This is a genomic window from Microbulbifer maximicatervae (SeqCode), assembly GCF_052467325.1.
In genome coordinates this window covers 272,685-292,494 of sequence record NZ_CP174310.1, presented here as the reverse complement: position 1 = coordinate 292,494, position 19,810 = coordinate 272,685, and the positions used below count along the sequence as shown (strand labels likewise).

Sequence of the window (19,810 nt, the reverse complement as noted above, 5' to 3'; positions counted from 1 at the left end):
GTAGGCTGTCGTCATACGACCCACAATTACAAGAGAATAGCGTCCTACCCTTCCCAACTCTGACCTGCGACATTTTGCGCATGACCCCAAAAAATAATTTCCTGACAAATCAATTAGTTAAAGATGAAAAAAGGGGTTGACCTGTTCGGAAGTGCTCTATAATATACGCGCCATCTCAACGGCACAGCCGAAAAGATATTCCGCCTTAGCTCAGTTGGTAGAGCAAATGACTGTTAATCATTGGGTCGCTGGTTCGAGCCCAGCAGGCGGAGCCAAATTTCAAAGCGCAGCTTAATTTGCGCTCTATAAATTAGATTAAATTCCGCCTTAGCTCAGTTGGTAGAGCAAATGACTGTTAATCATTGGGTCGCTGGTTCGAGCCCAGCAGGCGGAGCCAAACAAAAGCCCGGATAGACTCCATCTATCCGGGCTTTTTCTTTTCTGCTCAAATATTTTTAATCTACACAGAGGCTGGTAAATGGCGACCAACCCTGTTGGTTAGCCGCTCAAAATAACCAGCTAGCGGGAGCCAGCCTCCCCGGCCAGCGGCAACCTCTCTACCGTCGCTCCTCCACTTGGTTTCCGCACCTGCCCTTGCCTCGACCAGACAACATCGACCAACCCCTGCTTGGGCGAATAGCCTTTTACTGCCCGGCAAAGAATCCTGCGGACCTGCTCGCAATCATGAGAGCCGCACGCATCCCTGAGCTCCGAAACCAGGAGCTGCAAAGCCTCACTGTCGAGACGCTCCTCTTCGGCGCGCATAATCATTGGATGGTCCGTGCCCAGCACGTTATCCCCCAACAACAACTCTTCATATAACTTCTCCCCCGGGCGCAATCCAGTGAGCTGGATTTCAATATCGCCATCAGGGTTCTCTTCATCCCTTACCGTGTGACCCATCAAACGAATCAAGCGCTCAGCCAAATCGTAGATGCGAACCGGTTCACCCATATCGAGAACAAATACATCCCCATTCCGCCCCATGCTCCCAGCCTGCAATACCAGCTGAGCTGCTTCGGGAATTGTCATAAAGTAACGAGTTACTTTTGAGTGGGTTACCGTTACCGGACCACCAGCGTTGATCTGATCCGTGAACAAGGGAATTACTGAACCGGAAGAGCCGATAACATTACCAAACCTGACCATGCACACGCGCATCTTGTTAAAGCGGCGGCCAAAATCCTGGCAAATCAGCTCGGCAAATCTTTTGGTGGCCCCCATCACATTGGTTGGCCGAACAGCCTTATCAGTAGAGATAAGCACAAATTGCTCAACTCCATGCTGCTCTGCGGCCTCAAGTACGGAGAGGGTACCCAGGACATTATTGTCGGCACCAATAACGACATTCTGCTCAACCAGGGGCACATGCTTATATGCGGCTGCATGGTAAATTGTATGCACAGAGAAACCCTGGATGATTTCCGCCATACGCTCAGTGTTACGCACATCGCCAAGCAGCGCGGTTACCTCAAACTGGACCCCATCATCCTGGTGCTGCTGTCGCAGCTCGCGCTCTATCTGATAGAGGGCATACTCAGAGGACTCAACTACAACCAGCCTGGCAGGCTTCCATTGCGATATCTGCCTGCACAATTCTGACCCGATGGACCCACCAGCACCAGTAACCAAAACCACCTTGCCACTGATGGAGCCAGAAACTAGCTCCTTTTGCGGCTCAACAGGAGCGCGCCCCAGGATATTTTCATAGGTCTGCGAAACATCCTCTGCCCGCCCCACTCCGTCGAGCAGCTCCTCCACTCCGGGAATCGCCTTTACCACCAGGCCTCGCTCTCTGAGCGCCTTGGTTATCTCCCTGCGGCGGCGCCTGGGCACTCCCGGCATAGCCAAAATAACTTCTGCTATGTCCTTACCTGCAACAACTTCAAGTATGTCTGCGGGGTTATACACCAGCAACCCATCGATAAAGGTCTTTTGCTTGGAGGCATTATCATCAAAAAAAGCAACGGGCTTATAGAGCTGCCCATGAACTAGCGCCTTATACATTTGCAAACCCGCAGTACCAGCACCATAAATAGCCACCCGGGTTTTATGAATCTCCAATGCAGTCTGATAGTAAAGGCGGACCAACCAGCGGGACCCACCCACAGCAATAAACGCAAAGCACCAGTAGATCACAGGGACAGAACGAGGAACCCCTGCCGTAGTCAAGTAGGAAAAGAGCGCCAGCATCACGGCAGAAAGGGTCACCCCTTGCAGAACCGCAATAATAGCTTTTTGCCCCATGTATCGGATAATTGTCCGGTACAAACCTAGCCGTAAGAAAATAAAACTAGTAGCGACTAATGTTAACCCCAGGCAAGCAAACATTCGCCACTCAAGAAACTGTGCGACGCCATTGAGCCGGATTGCCATAGCCAGCAGAAAGGCCAAGCTCAGCATCAGCATATCAAATGCCAACATCAGCACCGGCTTATGGATTCTCTTTACACTTCGCCAAACTCTTGTCACATGACTCCCCGGAATCTACCTACAAACATAAAGCCACCTCTCAACAGGGGCAGCTCAAATCCTCTCAAATACAGCAACTGCAAGTGCCACGGAAGAGAAAAATATCATCGCACCCAGCTGTAGAATGAGCGCTTTCTTTACTCCAACTCGAATTGCGTATCTTTGATAGAAGTGTTCACGATGCGCCTCCCACCAACGCTGACCTGCCACCATTCTTTTTAATAGTGTATAAGTAGCATCCAACCAAAATGGTGCGAATATCACCAGCGGCATCCATAATTCAAACGCTTCCCGCTGCCAGCCAAATAAACTAACAGCAACCACCGCTAAACCTATACCTGTGGAGCCGGCATCACCTAAAAAAATCTTCGCCGAGGGCCAATTGAAAACCAGAAAAACTGACGCGCAAACTGCCACTAAAGCGCAAAACCAAGCTAGCTCGGCATCTCCATTTAAAGCGCAAATCACTCCCAAAGAAGAAAAGCCAACAAGCGTCATTGATCCCGCCAGGCCATCCATCCCATCCATAAAGTTATAGAGGTTAATAGCCCAGGCCCCAGCCACAATAAATACCGGGTAAAACCACCAATTCAACTGTTCCGGCAGCGCAAACAAAAGCAAGGCCACCGCCACAAGATGAGCCGAAAACCGAAAATGTATAGCCACATGCCTTAGATCATCCAATGCGGATACCACCAATAGAAGCGTAAATGCGGCCAACACCAATGGAGATAAAATTAGCGGACTCACCACTATCGCAACCAGGCAGCCCAGCAAAAAAGCCCAACCCCCGGTGCGAGGAACAGGCACAGAGTGCATCGAACGGTTATTTGGTACATCGAGCGCAAAATTGCGCATTCGCACGATAAACACCGAGGTAGCGCCGTAACTTGTTGCCACAGCCAACAGTAACGGAACCACCCACTCCAAAGCCATACTACTCAAGCAACTAACCCTTTATCACTTCCACGTAAACCAATCTTTCCAATTACACTCACACCAAATAATTGCAGATACCTACGCAGCCCGGCTGGACAACCCAAAGGGCCAGCCAACTAGGAAATATTCACTAACAATTGAGGGAAGATCAGAACGAGATGTAGAACACAATAAAATTTGAGGCTTTATGATTGATGCAATCCAGGCGTTACATCTTACCGGGAATTGCAACTGAACGACACCAAGGCGACTCATGTATTACGACTCTCTTGTTTATCAGTTCAAAATCCCGACCGGAGGCTATGAAAAACCTATCAGCCGGGATCAGTGTTCACTAGAGCCGAATTACACCCCTGTTTTTATCCAGGGTTGCCGCACCTATCCCTTTCACATTCAACAACTGCTCTACAGAGGTGAACGGGCCATGCTCTTCGCGATATTTGACGATCAATTGTGCTCGTGCCTCGCCAATGCCATCCAGCCTCTCAGCAAGCTCAATCGCTGAGGCGCTATTGACATTGACTGACAACACAACTTCTTTGGCCTCAACACTTTCCGACTCCCCCGCGTACACAGAAGGGTTTAGAAAAAGCGAAAATGCCAGTGCAAAAACAACAGAAAATAATCGGTAGGTCAATTTCATGGTTAACTCCCAGTGAATTATCAGTTTCACTTTGGGACTACTATTACCCCCCCAAGCAACGCCATGATATCAACATGCAGCTTTCTGTCGGCTCAGGCCTAATTACACATCATTACAAGTCGCGAAGCAAGATAACCATCCTAACCTGCCAGTTCAGCCAGTACTGACTTCAAGGCCGATAGAGGCTCGGGAGCAGCAGTAATTGGCCGGCCAATAACCAAGTAGTCAGAGCCCTGATCTAAAGCTTCAGAAGGAGTCAAAGTCCGGCGCTGATCCCCAGCATCAGAGCCCGCGGGGCGAATCCCTGGCGTCACCAAAGAAAAATTGACGCCGCATTCACTTCGCAGTAGCTGAGCTTCTCGCGCAGAGCAGACTACCCCGTCTAGTCCGCAGGATTTAGCCTGAGAAGCTAGGTGCAACACTTGCTTTTCCAGCGGAGCAGCTACTCCAACTGCAGCCAACTCCTCAGCGGTTGTACTGGTAAGTACCGTGACTGCAATTAATAGAGGCTTATTTTCGCCAAACTCCTGCAAGGCCTCGGCGGCAGCCGACATCATCCGCTCACCACCACTTGCATGGACATTAACCATCCATACACCCAATTTCGCAGCGGCTTTAACTGCCTTTGCAACAGTATTGGGAATATCGTGAAATTTAAGATCCAGAAATACCTGGAAGCCCCGGTCAACCAGGGTCTTCACCAGATCCGGACCAGCCGCAGTAAACAGCTCCTTACCAACCTTGACCCGACACAGCGACGGGTCGAGCTGATCTGCCATTGCCAGTGCAGACTCAGCATTGTCGTAATCCAGAGCAACGATAACCGGAGAAGAAACTTTAGACTGCAAGAAATACCTCATTCATTTCAAAAAAATGCCCCGACCAAGCAGTCGGCCTGACAAGCGAAGCAATAGTTAACCTACTCGCCCTCAATCCCCTTAACGGAGCGCACCGAATCCCAGTGCTTACAACTCGGGCATAACCAGTGCAACTGGTTGCCCGAAAACCCGCAATTGCTGCAGCGGTAGTGAGGGCGACTTGCTATTAGTTGATCAATTAATGTTTTGAGTAAGGCTAGGTTCTCTCTCGCCCTACCCTCTGTACTGTCTATATGAAGATCGAGAAAACGTCCCAACCCCCTCAATGATGGGCGCAGCGCCAACTGCTTCCCCATAAATGCCGCCGCTGCGGCCTCGCTATCTTGCTTTTGAATACGCTCGGTCAGGGCAATTAATACGCTATTCGATGGGTGCTCCCTCAACAAGGATTCAAGATAGCGATCCAATCCTTTGCCATCCCCCAAATCCCCGTAACAAGTGATCAACAACTCGAGGATTTCAGGAATATAGTCCGGACTTTGCTTGGGAATTCGCTGCAATACCTTAATAGCCTCTTTTGGTTTGCCAAGCAGGTATTCAAGGCGCCCCCACAGCAAATTTGCCCGTACCGAGCTGCGCTCATAACTCAGGGCGGAGTCGATATGCTTCCGCGCACTGAGGTAATCCTTTGCCGCTATAGACTCCTCTGCCAATTCACAGCAAAAATGAGCTTGAACCGGCGCCCAGTCAGCTGAGAGGCGCTTGAACCGTCGACCGTGCAACAGGTTTACTGCATGGATTGCTTTAGCCCACTCTCTTTCATCCCGATAGACCTCAATCAGGCGCTCCAGACTAACAGCCTTCAGTTCCTGGGAAGTTTCAACCAACTCTTGCAGCAAGCGCTCAGCCCTATCCAACCAGCCCGCAGAAATATAATCGCACGCGAGTTCAAGCTGGGCCTTATTTTGACTAACTCTGGACAAACTGGGACGACCAAGTAGATTTTGATGGACTCGAATCGCTTGGTCGTATTCACCTCTTCGGCGCAATAAGCTCCCAAGGGCCAGATGGGTATCAAAAGTAGCCTGACTGACCTCTAGGGAGTCAATAAATTTATCGATGGTGTCGTCGTGGCGCTCGCTCAACAAATAATTCAGGCCCTGCGCGTATGAACGCACTAAGGCATGTTCTTGCTCACTGTAATCTTCTACTTTCTTTTTGGCACTGCCTCGCCCCAGCACCCAGCCGATCGCGATTGCCGCAAGCAGGAAAAAGAAATAGGTAAAATCGAGCAAATCAGTCTCCAGAGGCCTTGCGGTGGGCGGAGTGTAGCTCCCGCTCCATTTTCTTCAACTGCTTCTCGAGCGCCCGTACTTGGCGACGCTTGATAAAAATAGGCTGCAGACTGACAACAAAACCCAGAAGCAACCCCAATAACAAGAAACCGATAAGCCAGAAGCCCACGCTTCCCGACGGCAGTTGATAGCCCACAATATTTGGCGCGACAGTCTCCGGATTAGCAACTGCGAAATAGACCCCCAAAGCAATACACAGCAGGGCGACGACCCCATAGACGATGCGTGTCAGCCAACGCAAAAATGACAAGGGAACCTCCACGTTCCACAAAATAACTTTATCGAATAACGACGAAGCTCATCCCTGTTAATAGCAGTACATATACTGCTGCCAGGGAGCAATCATACTTCGATACTCGCCTCATCATGCATACTTCGATTCACTCTGTCGCGTAATTCTTTGCCAGGCTTGAAATGCGGGACATATTTCCCGGCGAGATCAACCGCATCCCCAGTTTTGGGATTCCGGCCCGTACGCGGGGCTCGATAGTGAAGAGAAAAGCTACCAAAGCCGCGTATCTCTATACGCTCACCCTGGGACAGGGCATCTGACATGGTGTCGAGCACCACTTTTACCGCCAGCTCTACATCCTTAACTGGCAGCTGATCCAACCTCAACGCAATCCTTTCGATCAGTTCGGACTTGGTCATGCGCTCCGCAACCTTTGTAAGTCATTGATTATTCTGGAGTAGAGCACCAATCATCTAATAGAAAGCCGGACTGGGCAACCCCAGTCCGGCTTTCGGGTCGCTCCAAATGATCCATTTGGAGCTATGAACACTCAAAGACGATTAGTCTTTGTTATTCATTTGAGCCTTGATCAGGTCACCGATAGTAGCGGGCTGAACTTGTTCAGACTGCTTCTTGCTGTGATCCTTGATAGCTTGCTTCTCGTCGTCCTGGTCTTTGGCTTTGATAGACAGGCTGATCACGCGGTTCTTGCGATCCACGCTGGTGATCTTAGCTTCTACTTCTTCGCCTTCTTTCAGAACGTTGCGAGCATCTTCAACCTTGTCGCGGCTGATTTCAGAAGCGCGCAGCACGCCTTCTACTTCGTCCGCCAGGGTGATTACTGCTTGCTTAGCGTCAACTTCCTTAACAGTACCTACAACGATGCTACCGCGATCGCTGGTGGTAACGTAGTCGGAGAACGGATCGGACTCCAACTGCTTGATGCCCAGGGAGATACGCTCACGCTCGGAATCGATGCCCAGGATAACAGTCTCGATTTCGTCGCCTTTCTTGAACTTGCGAACAGCTTCTTCGCCAGCTTCGTTCCAGGAGATGTCGGACAGGTGAACCAGACCGTCGATGCTGCCGTCGAGACCAATGAAGATACCAAAGTCAGTGATGGACTTGATCTTACCGGAGATCTTGTCGCCCTTAGCGAATTTACGCGCGAAGGCATCCCACGGATTTTCCTGGCACTGCTTGATACCCAGGGAGATACGACGACGCTCTTCGTCGATATCCAGGATCATCACCTCTACCTCGTCGCCAACCTGGACAACTTTGGATGGGTGAATGTTCTTGTTGGTCCAATCCATTTCGGAAACGTGTACCAGACCTTCCACACCTTCTTCCAGCTCGGCAAAGCAGCCGTAGTCGGTCAGGTTGGTTACAACAGCCTTCACGCGGCTGTTCTCTGGGTAACGCTGCTTGATGGATACCCAAGGATCTTCGCCCAACTGCTTCAGGCCCAGGGATACACGGCTGCGCTCGCGGTCGAACTTCAGTACTTTTACTTCGATCTCGTCGCCAACGTTCACGATCTCGCTCGGATGCTTGATGCGCTTCCAAGCCATATCGGTGATGTGCAGCAGGCCGTCGATGCCGCCCAGGTCTACGAAAGCACCGTAGTCGGTCAGGTTCTTCACGATACCCTTGACGCTCATGCCTTCCTGCAGGCTTTCCAGCAGAGCTTCACGCTCTTCGGAGGTGGCAGCTTCCATAACGGCGCGGCGGGAAACAACTACGTTGTTGCGCTTGGAGTCCAGCTTGATAACTTTGAACTCGAGCTCTTTACCTTCCAGGTGCGCGGTGTCGCGAACCGGACGAACGTCAACCAGAGAGCCGGGCAGGAACGCACGGATATTGGCAACATCAACAGTAAAGCCACCTTTAACCTTACCGCTGATAACACCTTTAACCACTTCGTCAGCTGCGTGAGCTGCGTCGAGGATTTTCCAGGCTTCAGCGCGCTTGGCTTTTTCGCGGGACAGACGGGTTTCACCGAAACCGTCTTCTACAGCTTCCAGGGCAACCTGTACTTCGTCGCCCACCTGCAGCTCAACTTCACCTTTATCGTTGGCGAATTGTGCAGCAGGGATAACGCCTTCAGACTTCAGGCCCGCGTGAACGGTAACCCAGTCTTTATCTACGTCGATTACAACACCAGTAACAATTGCGCCCGGTGCCATTTCAACGCTTTTCAGGCTCTCTTCAAATAGATCAGCAAAGCTCTCGCTCATTACATTACCTATAGTGCTGGGTCCAGCCGTTGGTAACTGTTAAGTCTAGTCAACCGCCAGCCGCGACCCCAACCGCGCTGCCAGCACGCGGGTCGGATTACGATAACGGCCGGGCGATTCTGGCTGATCCCGGCCGCTGTCGTTAGAAAACTATTTACTGCCCGAACTTCAGGGTGAAATACGGTCCTGAACTAAATCGAGCACTTTTCGGAGGACTTCATCGATACTCACCCCCGTACTATCCAGCTCAACCGCATCCTCAGCGGGAGCCAGGGGGGAGGCTTTTCTGTTCATATCCTGTGCATCTCGGGCACGGATGTCCTCCAGCAGGTCGCGGAGGCTAACAGAAACCCCCTTATCCTGCAACTGAGCGAAACGCCTGTTAGCGCGCTCCTCGGCGCTGGCGGTTAGGTAAACCTTGACCGGCGCGTCGGGAAACACGGTAGTGCCCATATCCCGACCATCGGCAACCAAGCCGGGGGCTTGACGGAAGTCCCGCTGGCGCTGCAGCAGCGCTGCCCGCACTCCGGGAATTGCCGCGACCTTGGACGCGGCCATGCTTACCCGCTCCATACGGATATCTGCGGTGACATCACTCTCTTCCAGCCACACCTGCAACTGACCGGCACTCACGGTAAAGCGTACATCGAGGTCTTTCGCCAATTCAGTCAGCAACTTGTCATTGGAGAGGTCAACCTCCTTATTAAGTGCGGCCAAAGCGGCAGCCCGATAAAGGGCCCCGGAGTCCAACAAGGAAAAGCTCAAGCGATCAGCCAAAAGCTTTGCAATGGTTCCCTTACCCGAACCACTGGGACCATCAATGGTAACTACTGGTGGCAACCCGTTTGTATCACTCATATTTTCTTTACAACTCAACATCTCTGGCGGATGCACTCAAGCGAACCACAACCGCCCAAACCTGAATGCCCGTGTCACGCCAACTGCAACTTGAGACCCGCGCCCGTTGCCAGTTCGGCAAAGTTCGGGAATGAGGTCGCCACATTGGCGCAGTGAAGGATGCGGATTGTATCCTTTGCGCGCAGCGATGACACTGCAAACGCCATAGCAATACGGTGATCCCCCAAGCTATCGACGGTGCCTCCAGAAAATACCACACCCTCTTTGCAGCCCTGGATCACGATACCGTCCGGTGTTGGCTCAGCTTTTACCCCAAGTGCAATCAAGCCATTTGCCATCGCCTGAATCCGGTCACTTTCCTTGACCCGCAACTCCTCCGCACCAGTCAGGACGGTCTCACCTTCTGCACAAGCTGCCGCAACAAACAATGCGGGAAACTCATCAATCGCCAGGGGCACCTGATCCTCAGGGATGCGAATTCCCTTCAAGGGCGCATAGCGAACACGAATATCCGCCACCGGCTCACCGCCCACTTCGCGCATATTCAGCAATTCAACATTGCCGCCCATTGCACGGAGGATATTGATAACCCCATCGCGGGTGGGGTTGATCCCCACATGCTCCAGCACAACATCGGAACCGGGAGAGATAGCGGCAGCAACCATAAAGAATGCGGCTGAAGAAATATCGGCAGGCACATCGATGCGACAGGATTTCAGTGAGCCACCGCCCACCAACTTAGCCTGAGCACCATCCCGCTCCACCTTATAACCAAAGCCCTGCAACATGCGCTCGGTATGATCTCTAGTGGGCGCCGGCTCAACGGTAGACGTTTGACCCTCACTATAGAGCCCAGCCAGCAATACCGCTGATTTCACCTGGGCACTGGCCATCGGCAGCGGGTAATCGATCCCTTTCAACGCACTACTACCCTTAATCAAAAGCGGCGGACGACCTTCCGGGCCAGTCTCAATATTTGCACCCATCTCACGCAGAGGATTAGCCACGCGATTCATCGGGCGTTTTGACAGGGAATCATCACCAGTGAGTGTTACGTCGAAATCCTGCCCGGCAAGCAATCCAGCCAACAGGCGCATGGAGGTCCCGGAGTTACCGAGATATAGCGGTCCGGGCGGTGCCTGCAAGCCATTAAGTCCTACGCCATGAATTACAACCCGACCATTGTCCGGCCCCTCAATTACGACCCCCATATCGCGGAAAGCCTGCAGGGTTGCCAGTGCGTCCTCCCCCTCCAGAAAGCCCTCAACTTCTGTAACTCCCTCGGCCAGGGAGCCCAGCATAATTGAGCGGTGCGACATGGATTTGTCCCCCGGCACCCTGAGCTTGCCATTTACAGCCTCGCCCGGCTGCACGATAAAAGTAATCTCTTGTTCTTGCATAGGTTCCGAATACGCTTGTTTTGCCAACATTTTGGTAAAGTGATCCCGTGCCGCTTTGGCGCGAGTAAAAACCCCCATCAGGGCAGCGCTATCACCCGAGGCAATAGCGTCGCGCAGGGAAGAAAGGTTGAGGCTGTATAGGTCGATGGCCTTTAAGATGGCATCCCGATTGGCGAGCATAATATCTCGCCACATAACCGGGTCACTGGAAGCGATACGAGTAAAGTCACGGAAGCCTCCCGCCGCATAACGGAAGATATTTTCGTTTTCCGCATCGTGGGCCAAAGTGTCCACAAGGCTAAAAGCGATGACATGGGGAAGATGGCTCGTAGCAGCCAGAACCTCGTCGTGCTCCTCCACTGACATTGTCAGGGGCTCAGCTCCCACGGCCTGCCATGCTCGCTCCACGAGCTGCAAATGAGCAGCCCCTGTATTCGCAAGCGGCGTCAGGATAATGCGGTGATCCCTATAGAGGTCATCTCTCGCCGCGGTAACACCACTTTTTTCAGAGCCAGCGATTGGATGCCCTGGCACCAAAAAATCTGGAGCACTTCCCCACACTTTTTCTGCCGCTGCCACCACGCTACCTTTTACGCTGGCGCCATCTGTCACAGTGACTCCCGCCGGCAGGTGTTCTTTAAGCTGCGCGAATACAGACTCAATCGCCAGTGTCGGCACAGCCACAAACACCAAATCGCCCGGCTCCAGCTGCGGCAATACCAGCTCTAGACTGGTGCTGGCCCGATCAACAATACCGAGCGCCCTGGCTTCATCGCAGACACTCTCTTCCAGAGCGACCCCGATAACCTCTCGGCAAGCCCTGGCAGCTTTCAGTGCAAGGGCAAAACTCCCCCCAATTAAACCGATCCCAACAACCAGCAGTCGGCCAATTTGAGCTTGCGCCATCACAGCACTCCGCGAGGGTAGGAACCCAGCACTTTCAGATCTGAGGCACAGCCTCCAACCTCTTTTAGCGCCTCGGCAATCCCCTGGGTATCGCGGTGGCCGCTAAAATCGATAAAGAACACATAGGTCCAATTGCCAGACTGCGATGGCCGGGTCTCTACCCGAGTCAAATCGACACTGTAGCGACGAAACGGCTCCAGGAGATCGTGCAGAGCACCTGGCTCATTGCGCATTGATACCATCAATGAGGTTTTATCATCCCCGCTCGCAGGCACTTGCTGGGTACCAATAATCAAGAAGCGGGTGGAATTATCCGGGCGATCTTCTATTTTCTCCGACAGCACCTTCAGCCCGTAGAGTTCCGCTGCCATATCGCCAGCTATCGCCGCAGCATTCCACTCACCCTTAACGCGCTTGGCCGCATCCGCATTGCTGGCAACTGCAACACGTTCCACATTGGGATAATGGGCATCAAGCCACTTGCGGCACTGCGCCAGGCTCTGCGCATGGGAATAAATACGAGTGATTGACTCTGGGCGCGTTACATCTGAGATCATCAAGTGATGATGGATACGCAGCTCCACCTCACCGCAGATACTCAGGTTGGAGTGCATAAAGTTGTCCAGGGTGTGATTGATCACCCCTTCGGTAGAGTTTTCTACCGGCACAACACCGTAACTGACGGCCCCTGCTTCTACCTCACGGAAAACTTCATCAATTGCCGCCAGCGGCCGGCTCTGGGCAGAGTTGCCGAAGTGCTTTAATGCCGCCTGCTGGGTAAAGGTACCTTCAGGGCCCAGGTAGGCCACTTTGACGGGCTCTTCCAAGGCCAGGCAGGCCGACATAATTTCGCGAAACAGTCGCGCCATTTCTTCATCAGTCAGCGGGCCATTATTGCGCTCCATAGCCTTGCGCAGCACTTGTGCTTCACGCTCCGGCCGATAATAGAGAGCATCCTCGCCAGTAGCTTTCTTAACCTCTGCAACCTCCAGGGCACAGCGAGCCCGCTCACTAATTAAGCGAGCAATCTCTCCATCAATACTGTCGATCTGATTGCGCAGCTCCAGCAGTCGCTGGTCGCCACTCACAGTTTCCTCTGCCATTCGTCTATCTACTTTCTCTAGAAATCATCAAGATTGAATTAACCACCTAAGCCTTGCGCGCTTCAAAATCCGCCATAAATGCCACAAGCGCTTCCACTGCCTCCATGGGAACGGCGTTATATAGCGACGCACGCATACCACCCACAGAGCGGTGCCCCTTTAAGCTCAACAAACCCGCTTCTTCTGACTCAATCAAAAACTGCTTATCCAGGCGATCGTCAGCCAATACAAAGGGCACATTCATGCGGGAGCGACTTCCCTCCTCAACCGGACTGGAGAAAAAGTCACTGCTATCGAGGAAGTCGTACAGCATTTTGGATTTAGCATCGGCCTGCTTAGCCATCGCATCAACTCCCCCCTGATCTTTCAACCACTGGAAGACAAGACCAGATAAGTACCAAGCGAAAGTAGGCGGCGTGTTATCCATAGAGCCCGCTTCTGCAGCCACCTTCCAGCTCAAACTGCGAGGAATATTTTCCAGTGAGCGATCGAGTAAATCATCCCGAACCAAGGCTACAGCGATACCTGAGGGGCCAATGTTTTTCTGCGCGCCGGCATAGATAACGCCGAACTTTTCCACCTCAATCGGTTGAGACAAAATAGTTGAGGACATATCCGCCACCAGCGGGCACTCCACTTCCGGCACATAGCCAAACTCAACACCGCCAATTGTCTCGTTGGGGGTATAGTGGAAATAAGCCGCATCACCACTCGACTGCCAGCTGTCTGCCGCAGGTGCATAGCTGAAGTTGCGATCCTCACTGGATGCAACCACATTTACCTCACCATAGCGACGAGCCTCTTTGATCGCCTTGGCCGCCCAACTACCAGAGTGTATAAATTCAGCTTTGGATGAGCCGGCACCGAGAAGATTCCAGGGCACGGCACTGAATTGCCCAGTTGCCCCGCCCTGAAGAAACAACACTTTGTAGTTGCTCGGCACACTGAGCAGATCGCGGAGGTCCTGTTCGGCCCGCTCAGCTACTTCAACAAACTCTGGAGAGCGGTGGCTGACCTCCATTACAGAGCAACCGAGCCCTTGCCAATTGAGCAACTCCCTTTGCGCCCGCTCCAGTACGGGCTGCGGTAAAGCGGCAGGGCCTGCACAGAAATTAAACTTCCTCATGAGCTGATTTCCACAATACAAAAAAGGTTTCAAATACAACTAGATGTGTCTACGCACAAATTGCCATTCAGAGGGATAGATATCGCGCCTTTAGCGTTTTTCGTGGGAGCCAAAGGCAAGAAAGGCCGCGATAAACGCAGCCTTTCTTAGTGGTCTGGAGCGGTGGGTCACTCTTCCCCACCGTTTTCTTCACCGTCATCTTCGGTCTCTTCAATGCGACCGAGGCCAACCAGCTTCTCGCCAGTCTTCAGGCGAATCACTCGCACCCCCTGCGTGTTGCGCCCAAGTACAGACACTTCATCAACACGGGTACGCACCAGAGTGCCCTGGTCGGAGATCAACATCATCTCCTCACCTGGGTGCACCTGACAGGCCCCAACCAAGGCACCGTTACGTTCACTTTCCGCGATCGCAATAACACCCTGGGTACCGCGTCCCTTAGTGGGGAATTCGCTGATAGCTGTGCGCTTACCGTAACCATTCTCAGTAGCCATCATCACAGAGCCACCCTCTTCAGGGATAACCATAGCGATAACCTGCTGACCTTCCTGCATACGAATACCGCGAACACCACGGGAAACACGGCCCATAGAGCGGACATTGGACTCGGAGAAGCGCGCTGCCTTACCGGCGCTGGTAAACAGCGCTACATCGCGCTCACCATCGGTAATCGCAGTGGCTACCAGGCGATCGCCCTCCTCCAATTCAATTGCACGCAAACCAACACTGCGGGGACGGGCAAAAGCGGTGAGGGGGGTTTTCTTCACGGTGCCATTGGCAGTGGTGAAGAAGATAAAGTGATTTTCGTCGTACTCGGACACCGGCATCATGCTACTGATACGCTCGCCCTCTTCCAGAGGCAGCATATTAACCATTGGGCGACCACGGGAGGCTCGGCCAGCGGTGGGCACTTCGTAGACTTTCAGCCAGTACACCTTGCCCTTATTGGAGAAGCACAGAAGGGTGTCATGGGAGTTGGCGATCAATAGATGCTCGACGAAGTCCTCGTCTTTTACCTGGGTCGCGGATTTACCCATACCACCACGGCGCTGGGCCTGGTAATCCGTCAGAGGCTGGCTCTTGGCATAACCACCGTGGGAGATAGTTACTACCTTATCTTCCGGGGTAATCAGGTCTTCAACGGTCAGATCCTGGCGAGACGCAACGATATCGGTACGACGCTCATCGTTAAAGTCCTTTGACAGCTGCTCTAACTCTTCGCGGATCACTTCCATCAGACGCTCGAAGCTACCGAGGATATGCAGGTATTCAGCAATCTGTTCCAGTCGCTCCTGGTATTCTGCCAGCAGCTTGTCATGCTCCATACCGGTCAGACGGTGCAGGCGTAACTCGAGGATAGCCTGGACCTGGGCCGGAGACAGGTAGTAAACACCATCACGCAAACCAAACTCTTGCGGCAGATCGTCCGGTCGGCAGGCATCGGCGCCAGCGCGCTCCAGGAATTGCTGTACATTCCCTACCTTCCAACCCTTGGCCAGCAGCGCCTCGCGGGCATCTGCCGGCGTGGCGGAAGATTTGATCAGCTCAATAACCGGGTCGATATTGGCAATAGCAATTGCCTGACCTTCCAGGATATGACCGCGCTCGCGGGCTTTGCGCAACAGGTAGACCGTGCGACGGGTAACCACTTCCTGACGGTGGCGAATAAAGTGCTCGAGCAGCTCTTTGAGATTCAATACCTTGGGCTGGCCATCGACCAGGGCCACCATATTGATACCGAAGACGCTTTCCAGCTGGGTCTGGGAATAGAGGTTATTCAGAACCACATCACCCAGCTCTCCCCGCTTAAGCTCAATCACTACGCGCAAGCCGTCTTTGTCGGACTCATCGCGCAGCTCAGAGATACCCTCGATCTTTTTCTCTTTCACCAGCTCAGCAATACGCTCGATCAAGCGCGCTTTATTCAACTGGAAGGGGATCTCAGTAATGATGATGGTTTCGCGATTGGTCTTGTCATCGCGGATCACATCTGCTTTGGCACGCACATAAATGCGGCCACGGCCAGTGCGGTAGGCAAGGAGAATACCGGCGCGGCCATTGATGATGGCGCCCGTGGGGAAGTCCGGCCCGGGGATGTACTCCATCAGGTCGTCGACGGTCAACTCGGAATTATTGATCAGAGCCAGGCAAGCCTTGATCACCTCACCCAGATTATGGGGAGGGATATTGGTGGCCATGCCTACCGCAATACCGGAGGAACCATTGACCAAGAGGTTCGGCACACGCGAAGGCAACACCTCCGGCATTTGCTCGGAACCATCGTAGTTATCGACAAAATTAACAGTTTCTTTATCGAGGTCGGACAGCAGCTCGTGGGCCAACTTATCCATACGAATTTCGGTGTATCGCATGGCAGCTGGACTGTCACCATCGATAGAACCGAAGTTACCCTGGCCATCTACCAAGGTGTAACGCATAGAAAACGGCTGCGCCATACGTACAATAGTGTCGTAGACCGCAGTGTCTCCGTGCGGGTGATATTTACCGATTACATCACCAACGACACGCGCTGATTTCTTGTACGGTTTATTCCAGTCGTTTTTAAGCTCGCTCATCGCGTAGAGCACGCGGCGGTGTACCGGCTTGAGGCCATCGCGTACATCCGGCAGTGCGCGCCCGACAATCACGCTCATGGCATAGTCGAGATAAGACTGCTTGAGTTCTTCTTCGATATTAATCGGAGAGATTTCTTTGGCTAATTCGCCCATGGCTTACGGCGTTCCTTTTATAGCGCGGGCGTACGTACTGTGCCCGGGATAAGCGGGCGATTCTACCATAGTTTGAGATGTTTGGAGCCGCAGGACTATGAGATATAAAACTGCAACCCAAACCACAGTTGTCGCCCCCTTTGACTGCGGCTACAGTAAAACACCCCCACAGCAGCCACCAGATAAGTCCTCATGCAACAAGCTGTCGATACCCTGATCCACGCACGCTGGATCATACCCGTCGTACCCGAGAAAAAAGTGTACGAAAATTGTTCGCTCGCAATAGAAAAGGGCAAAATCTCTGCCCTGGTACCCACAGCTGAGGCCTCAATTCGCTTTAAGGCAAAAGATGAAGTCGACCTGGGGCAACACGCACTAATTCCAGGGTTAATCAATACTCACAACCATGCACCCATGACGCTATTGCGCGGCTACGCTGATGACCGCCCCCTTAAAGAGTGGCTGGAGCAACACATCTGGCCGACAGAGCAACGCTGGGTAGGTCCGCAATTTGTAGCTGACGGCAGCCGGCAAGCGATTGCCGAGATGCTGCGCTCTGGTACTACCACTTTTTCTGATCAGTACTTCTTCCCGGAAGCCGTCGCCATTGCTGCGCGGGAGAGCGGAATCAGGGCCCATATCGCCTTCCCCGTGCTGGATGCCCCAACCCCCTGGAGCCGCAATAGCGATGAGGCCCTACACAAAGGATTGGCGTTACGCGATGATTACCGTGCGCACGATCGAATTGAGGTGGTATTTGCACCCCACGCCCCCTATACCGTGGGGGATAAAACACTGGAAAAAATTGCAGTCTGCTCTGCCGAAGCGCAGATCTCCATGCAAATGCACCTCCACGAGACCCACGCTGAAGTTGAAAGCGCCCTGAATGCTACTGGAGAGCGACCCACCGAGCGGCTATTCCGCCTCGGACTGCTAGGGCCGCAGACACTTTGTGTACATATGGTGGCCACCAACCAGCGAGATATTGAGCTAGTGAGCTCAAGTGGCGCCCATGTTTCTCACTGCCCATCATCCAATCTCAAGCTCGCCTCAGGCTTTTGCCCGACCTATGACATGCTGGAAGCCGGCATCAACGTTTCCCTGGGCACCGATGGCGCCGCGAGCAATAACACCCAAGACCTGTTCTCCGAAGCCAACACAGCCGCACTACTGGCAAAAGCAGTTAGCGGGAACGCAACAGCCCTACCCGCGCATAAGACACTGAGTATGGCGACCATCAACGGAGCCAAAGCACTGGGAATTGAAGATATAACCGGAAGCCTGGAGGTAGGTAAAAGCGCAGACATTGCTGCTATCAACCTCGGCGGTCTAGAGCAGCAGCCTTTGCATGACCCAGTGTCCCAGTTGATTTATGCCAACGGAGGACACAATGTCAGCGATGTCTGGGTTGCAGGGCGACAACTTTTAAAGGAGCGCCAGCTACAAACCTTAAACGAAACTGAGGTTATCCAGCGGGCGCAAATATGGCGTGATAGAATCAGCGGAAATTTACGCTAGATAACTGATTCCGGCCCAATCACTGAAAAGTGCCGGTTACGAGCGACGGAGTTTGCAGAGAAGTTCATGAGCAATGTAGATCCCTCAGAAATCGCCAAATTTGAGCAACTTGCCAGCCGCTGGTGGGACAAGGAAGGCGAGTTCAAACCACTACACGAAATCAATCCACTGCGTGCAAATTACATTGATGGGTATGCTCCGGTTGCCGGTAAGAAGCTCCTCGATGTGGGCTGCGGTGGCGGTATCCTGGCTGAAGCCATGGCACAGAGGGGAGCCGATGTTACCGGTATCGATCTAGGGGAAGCCCCACTCAATGTCGCCAAACTCCACGCCCTCGAAAGTGGCGTCAGCGTCAACTATCGCAAAGTGGCAGTAGAGGAACTGGCAGAAGAAGCGCCCGAGAGCTTTGACATTGTTACCTGCCTGGAGATGCTTGAGCATGTACCAGACCCCTCTTCTGTCATTCGCGCCTGCGCGAAACTTGTAAAACCCGGCGGTAAACTATTCTTCTCTACGATCAACCGCACCCCTAAAGGGTGGCTGTTTGCCGTAGTCGGAGCGGAATATGTCCTACGCTTACTGCCCAAGGGCACTCATGAATACAGTAAGTTTATCCGCCCCTCAGAAATGGGCGCCTGGCTGCGCGATGAGTCCCTGGAAGCGCACGATATAACCGGTATGACTTATAACCCGGTTACCCGAAGCTACAAATTGAACCCCCGGGATGTCGACGTCAATTATTTGATGTATGCCAGCAAACCAGAATAAGTGAACTGCAAAATGAAAGCCGTTTTATTTGACCTGGATGGTACCCTGCTTGATACAGCGCCAGATTTTATTGTTGTATTAAATCAACTGCGCCAACAGGAACAATTACCTCCACTGCCTGACGAGACGATCCGGGGAACCGTATCCAATGGTTCCAGGGCGCTGGTCACATTGGGGTTTAACAAAGAAGAAGGTGACCCTGCCTTCCCAGGATTACTACAAAGGTTACTGGACCTCTACCTCGCACACCTTGCAGAGAAGACGACCACCTTCCCTGGCATCGACAATCTGCTCGACAACCTGGTTGAAAAAAACCTTCCCTGGGGGATTGTCACCAATAAACCGGAGGCCTACACCACTCCTCTGATGGAAGCCTTTACCCATCTACCGCCAGCCTCTGCAATTGTTTGCCCTGACCACGTCAGCAAATCCAAGCCGGACCCCGAGCCCCTATTTTTAGCCTGCAGCCAGATTGGCTGCGCTCCCGCTGAAGCAATTTATATCGGCGACCACAAGCGCGATATCATCGCCGGCCAAAAGGCTGGTATGCCAACTATCGCTTGCGGATATGGTTATATTGACTCAACAGATAACCCCGCCAATTGGGGGGCAGACCACCTGGTAAATTCCGCCAATGAAATTTGGCCCCTTCTAGAACAACACTATTTTTGAAACTTGAAGTAATACCGGGCACCCAAGCCCG

16 protein-coding genes and 2 tRNA genes are annotated in these 19,810 nt (G+C 52.8%); 5 read left to right on the top strand and 13 right to left on the bottom strand.

Translation table 11 applies throughout. From position 1 onward, the window contains the following. The first annotated feature begins 199 nt into the window (after positions 1-199). A tRNA-Asn gene (locus ACJJIE_RS01530) sits at positions 200-275 on the top strand. Between the two features lie 46 nt (positions 276-321). After that, positions 322-397: transfer RNA gene (locus tag ACJJIE_RS01525), tRNA-Asn, on the top strand. Positions 398-519: 122 nt separating this feature from the next. Here ACJJIE_RS01525 and ACJJIE_RS01520 read toward each other — a convergent pair. The 13 genes from ACJJIE_RS01520 to gyrA form a co-directional block, all read right to left on the bottom strand. Beyond that, on the bottom strand, positions 520-2,472 hold the full coding sequence (locus ACJJIE_RS01520; protein WP_444893292.1) for a polysaccharide biosynthesis protein: 1,953 nt from the start codon (positions 2,470-2,472) through the stop codon (positions 520-522). 54 nt (positions 2,473-2,526) lie between these two features. Beyond that, positions 2,527-3,291 (bottom strand): MraY family glycosyltransferase, encoded by a 765-nt coding sequence (locus ACJJIE_RS01515; RefSeq protein WP_444894735.1) that lies wholly within the window; start codon positions 3,289-3,291, stop codon positions 2,527-2,529. Positions 3,292-3,745: 454 nt separating this feature from the next. Further along, a complete protein-coding gene (locus ACJJIE_RS01510; protein WP_282932048.1) occupies positions 3,746-4,054 on the bottom strand; it encodes a ComEA family DNA-binding protein in 309 nt (102 codons plus the stop codon). A 140-nt stretch (positions 4,055-4,194) separates the two neighbouring features. Continuing rightward, complete coding sequence (gene pyrF, locus ACJJIE_RS01505) at positions 4,195-4,902, bottom strand: orotidine-5'-phosphate decarboxylase (protein WP_444893291.1); 708 nt, start codon at positions 4,900-4,902, stop codon at positions 4,195-4,197. A 71-nt stretch (positions 4,903-4,973) separates the two neighbouring features. Further along, complete coding sequence (lapB, locus tag ACJJIE_RS01500) at positions 4,974-6,167, bottom strand: lipopolysaccharide assembly protein LapB (RefSeq protein ID WP_282932046.1); 1,194 nt, start codon at positions 6,165-6,167, stop codon at positions 4,974-4,976. Between the two features lies 1 nt (position 6,168). Further along, complete coding sequence (locus tag ACJJIE_RS01495) at positions 6,169-6,477, bottom strand: lipopolysaccharide assembly protein LapA domain-containing protein (RefSeq protein WP_282932045.1); 309 nt, start codon at positions 6,475-6,477, stop codon at positions 6,169-6,171. A 92-nt stretch (positions 6,478-6,569) separates the two neighbouring features. Continuing rightward, complete coding sequence (gene ihfB, locus ACJJIE_RS01490; protein WP_282932044.1) at positions 6,570-6,878, bottom strand: integration host factor subunit beta; 309 nt, start codon at positions 6,876-6,878, stop codon at positions 6,570-6,572. Between the two features lie 141 nt (positions 6,879-7,019). After that, positions 7,020-8,699, bottom strand: coding sequence for a 30S ribosomal protein S1 (gene rpsA, locus ACJJIE_RS01485; protein ID WP_413662670.1), 1,680 nt, complete (start codon positions 8,697-8,699; stop codon positions 7,020-7,022). 168 nt (positions 8,700-8,867) lie between these two features. Beyond that, positions 8,868-9,557 (bottom strand): (d)CMP kinase, encoded by a 690-nt coding sequence (gene cmk / locus ACJJIE_RS01480; RefSeq protein ID WP_444893290.1) that lies wholly within the window; start codon positions 9,555-9,557, stop codon positions 8,868-8,870. A 74-nt stretch (positions 9,558-9,631) separates the two neighbouring features. After that, entirely contained in the window at positions 9,632-11,863 is a 2,232-nt protein-coding gene (locus tag ACJJIE_RS01475; RefSeq protein WP_444893289.1) for a bifunctional prephenate dehydrogenase/3-phosphoshikimate 1-carboxyvinyltransferase, read from the bottom strand. Next, complete coding sequence (gene pheA, locus ACJJIE_RS01470) at positions 11,863-12,966, bottom strand: prephenate dehydratase (RefSeq protein WP_282932042.1); 1,104 nt, start codon at positions 12,964-12,966, stop codon at positions 11,863-11,865. Before pheA ends, ACJJIE_RS01475 begins: the two co-directional genes overlap by 1 nt. Before the next feature lie 46 nt (positions 12,967-13,012). Continuing rightward, the gene (gene serC, locus ACJJIE_RS01465) at positions 13,013-14,092 is read right to left on the bottom strand and encodes a 3-phosphoserine/phosphohydroxythreonine transaminase (protein ID WP_444893288.1); all 1,080 of its coding nucleotides are present in this window, start codon (positions 14,090-14,092) and stop codon (positions 13,013-13,015) included. Positions 14,093-14,259: 167 nt separating this feature from the next. Then, positions 14,260-16,821 (bottom strand): DNA gyrase subunit A, encoded by a 2,562-nt coding sequence (gyrA, locus tag ACJJIE_RS01460; protein WP_444893287.1) that lies wholly within the window; start codon positions 16,819-16,821, stop codon positions 14,260-14,262. Between the two features lie 192 nt (positions 16,822-17,013). On the opposite strand from gyrA, the gene ACJJIE_RS01455 reads away from it, so the two are divergent. The 3 genes from ACJJIE_RS01455 (at position 17,014) to ACJJIE_RS01445 (ending at position 19,779) form a co-directional block, all read left to right on the top strand. Next, the gene (locus ACJJIE_RS01455) at positions 17,014-18,339 is read left to right on the top strand and encodes a TRZ/ATZ family hydrolase (RefSeq protein ID WP_444893286.1); all 1,326 of its coding nucleotides are present in this window, start codon (positions 17,014-17,016) and stop codon (positions 18,337-18,339) included. 66 nt (positions 18,340-18,405) lie between these two features. Beyond that, positions 18,406-19,107, top strand: a complete 702-nt coding sequence (gene ubiG / locus ACJJIE_RS01450; RefSeq protein WP_444893285.1) for a bifunctional 2-polyprenyl-6-hydroxyphenol methylase/3-demethylubiquinol 3-O-methyltransferase UbiG — start codon at positions 18,406-18,408, stop codon at positions 19,105-19,107. Between the two features lie 12 nt (positions 19,108-19,119). After that, a complete protein-coding gene (locus tag ACJJIE_RS01445; protein ID WP_413662676.1) occupies positions 19,120-19,779 on the top strand; it encodes an HAD family hydrolase in 660 nt (219 codons plus the stop codon). Positions 19,780-19,810 lie beyond the last annotated feature (31 nt).

Coding starts and splice junctions, on each gene's coding strand:
- ACJJIE_RS01515 (WP_444894735.1), bottom strand. CDS start 3,291: ATGCACTCTGTGCCTGTTCCTCGCACCGGGGGTTGGGCTTTTTTGCTG.
- ACJJIE_RS01510 (WP_282932048.1), bottom strand. CDS start 4,054: ATGAAATTGACCTACCGATTATTTTCTGTTGTTTTTGCACTGGCATTT.
- ihfB (WP_282932044.1), bottom strand. CDS start 6,878: ATGACCAAGTCCGAACTGATCGAAAGGATTGCGTTGAGGTTGGATCAG.
- rpsA (WP_413662670.1), bottom strand. CDS start 8,699: ATGAGCGAGAGCTTTGCTGATCTATTTGAAGAGAGCCTGAAAAGCGTT.
- cmk (WP_444893290.1), bottom strand. CDS start 9,557: ATGAGTGATACAAACGGGTTGCCACCAGTAGTTACCATTGATGGTCCC.
- ACJJIE_RS01475 (WP_444893289.1), bottom strand. CDS start 11,863: ATGGCGCAAGCTCAAATTGGCCGACTGCTGGTTGTTGGGATCGGTTTA.
- pheA (WP_282932042.1), bottom strand. CDS start 12,966: ATGGCAGAGGAAACTGTGAGTGGCGACCAGCGACTGCTGGAGCTGCGC.
- serC (WP_444893288.1), bottom strand. CDS start 14,092: ATGAGGAAGTTTAATTTCTGTGCAGGCCCTGCCGCTTTACCGCAGCCC.
- gyrA (WP_444893287.1), bottom strand. CDS start 16,821: ATGGGCGAATTAGCCAAAGAAATCTCTCCGATTAATATCGAAGAAGAA.
- ACJJIE_RS01455 (WP_444893286.1), top strand. CDS start 17,014: ATGCAACAAGCTGTCGATACCCTGATCCACGCACGCTGGATCATACCC.
- ubiG (WP_444893285.1), top strand. CDS start 18,406: ATGAGCAATGTAGATCCCTCAGAAATCGCCAAATTTGAGCAACTTGCC.
- ACJJIE_RS01445 (WP_413662676.1), top strand. CDS start 19,120: ATGAAAGCCGTTTTATTTGACCTGGATGGTACCCTGCTTGATACAGCG.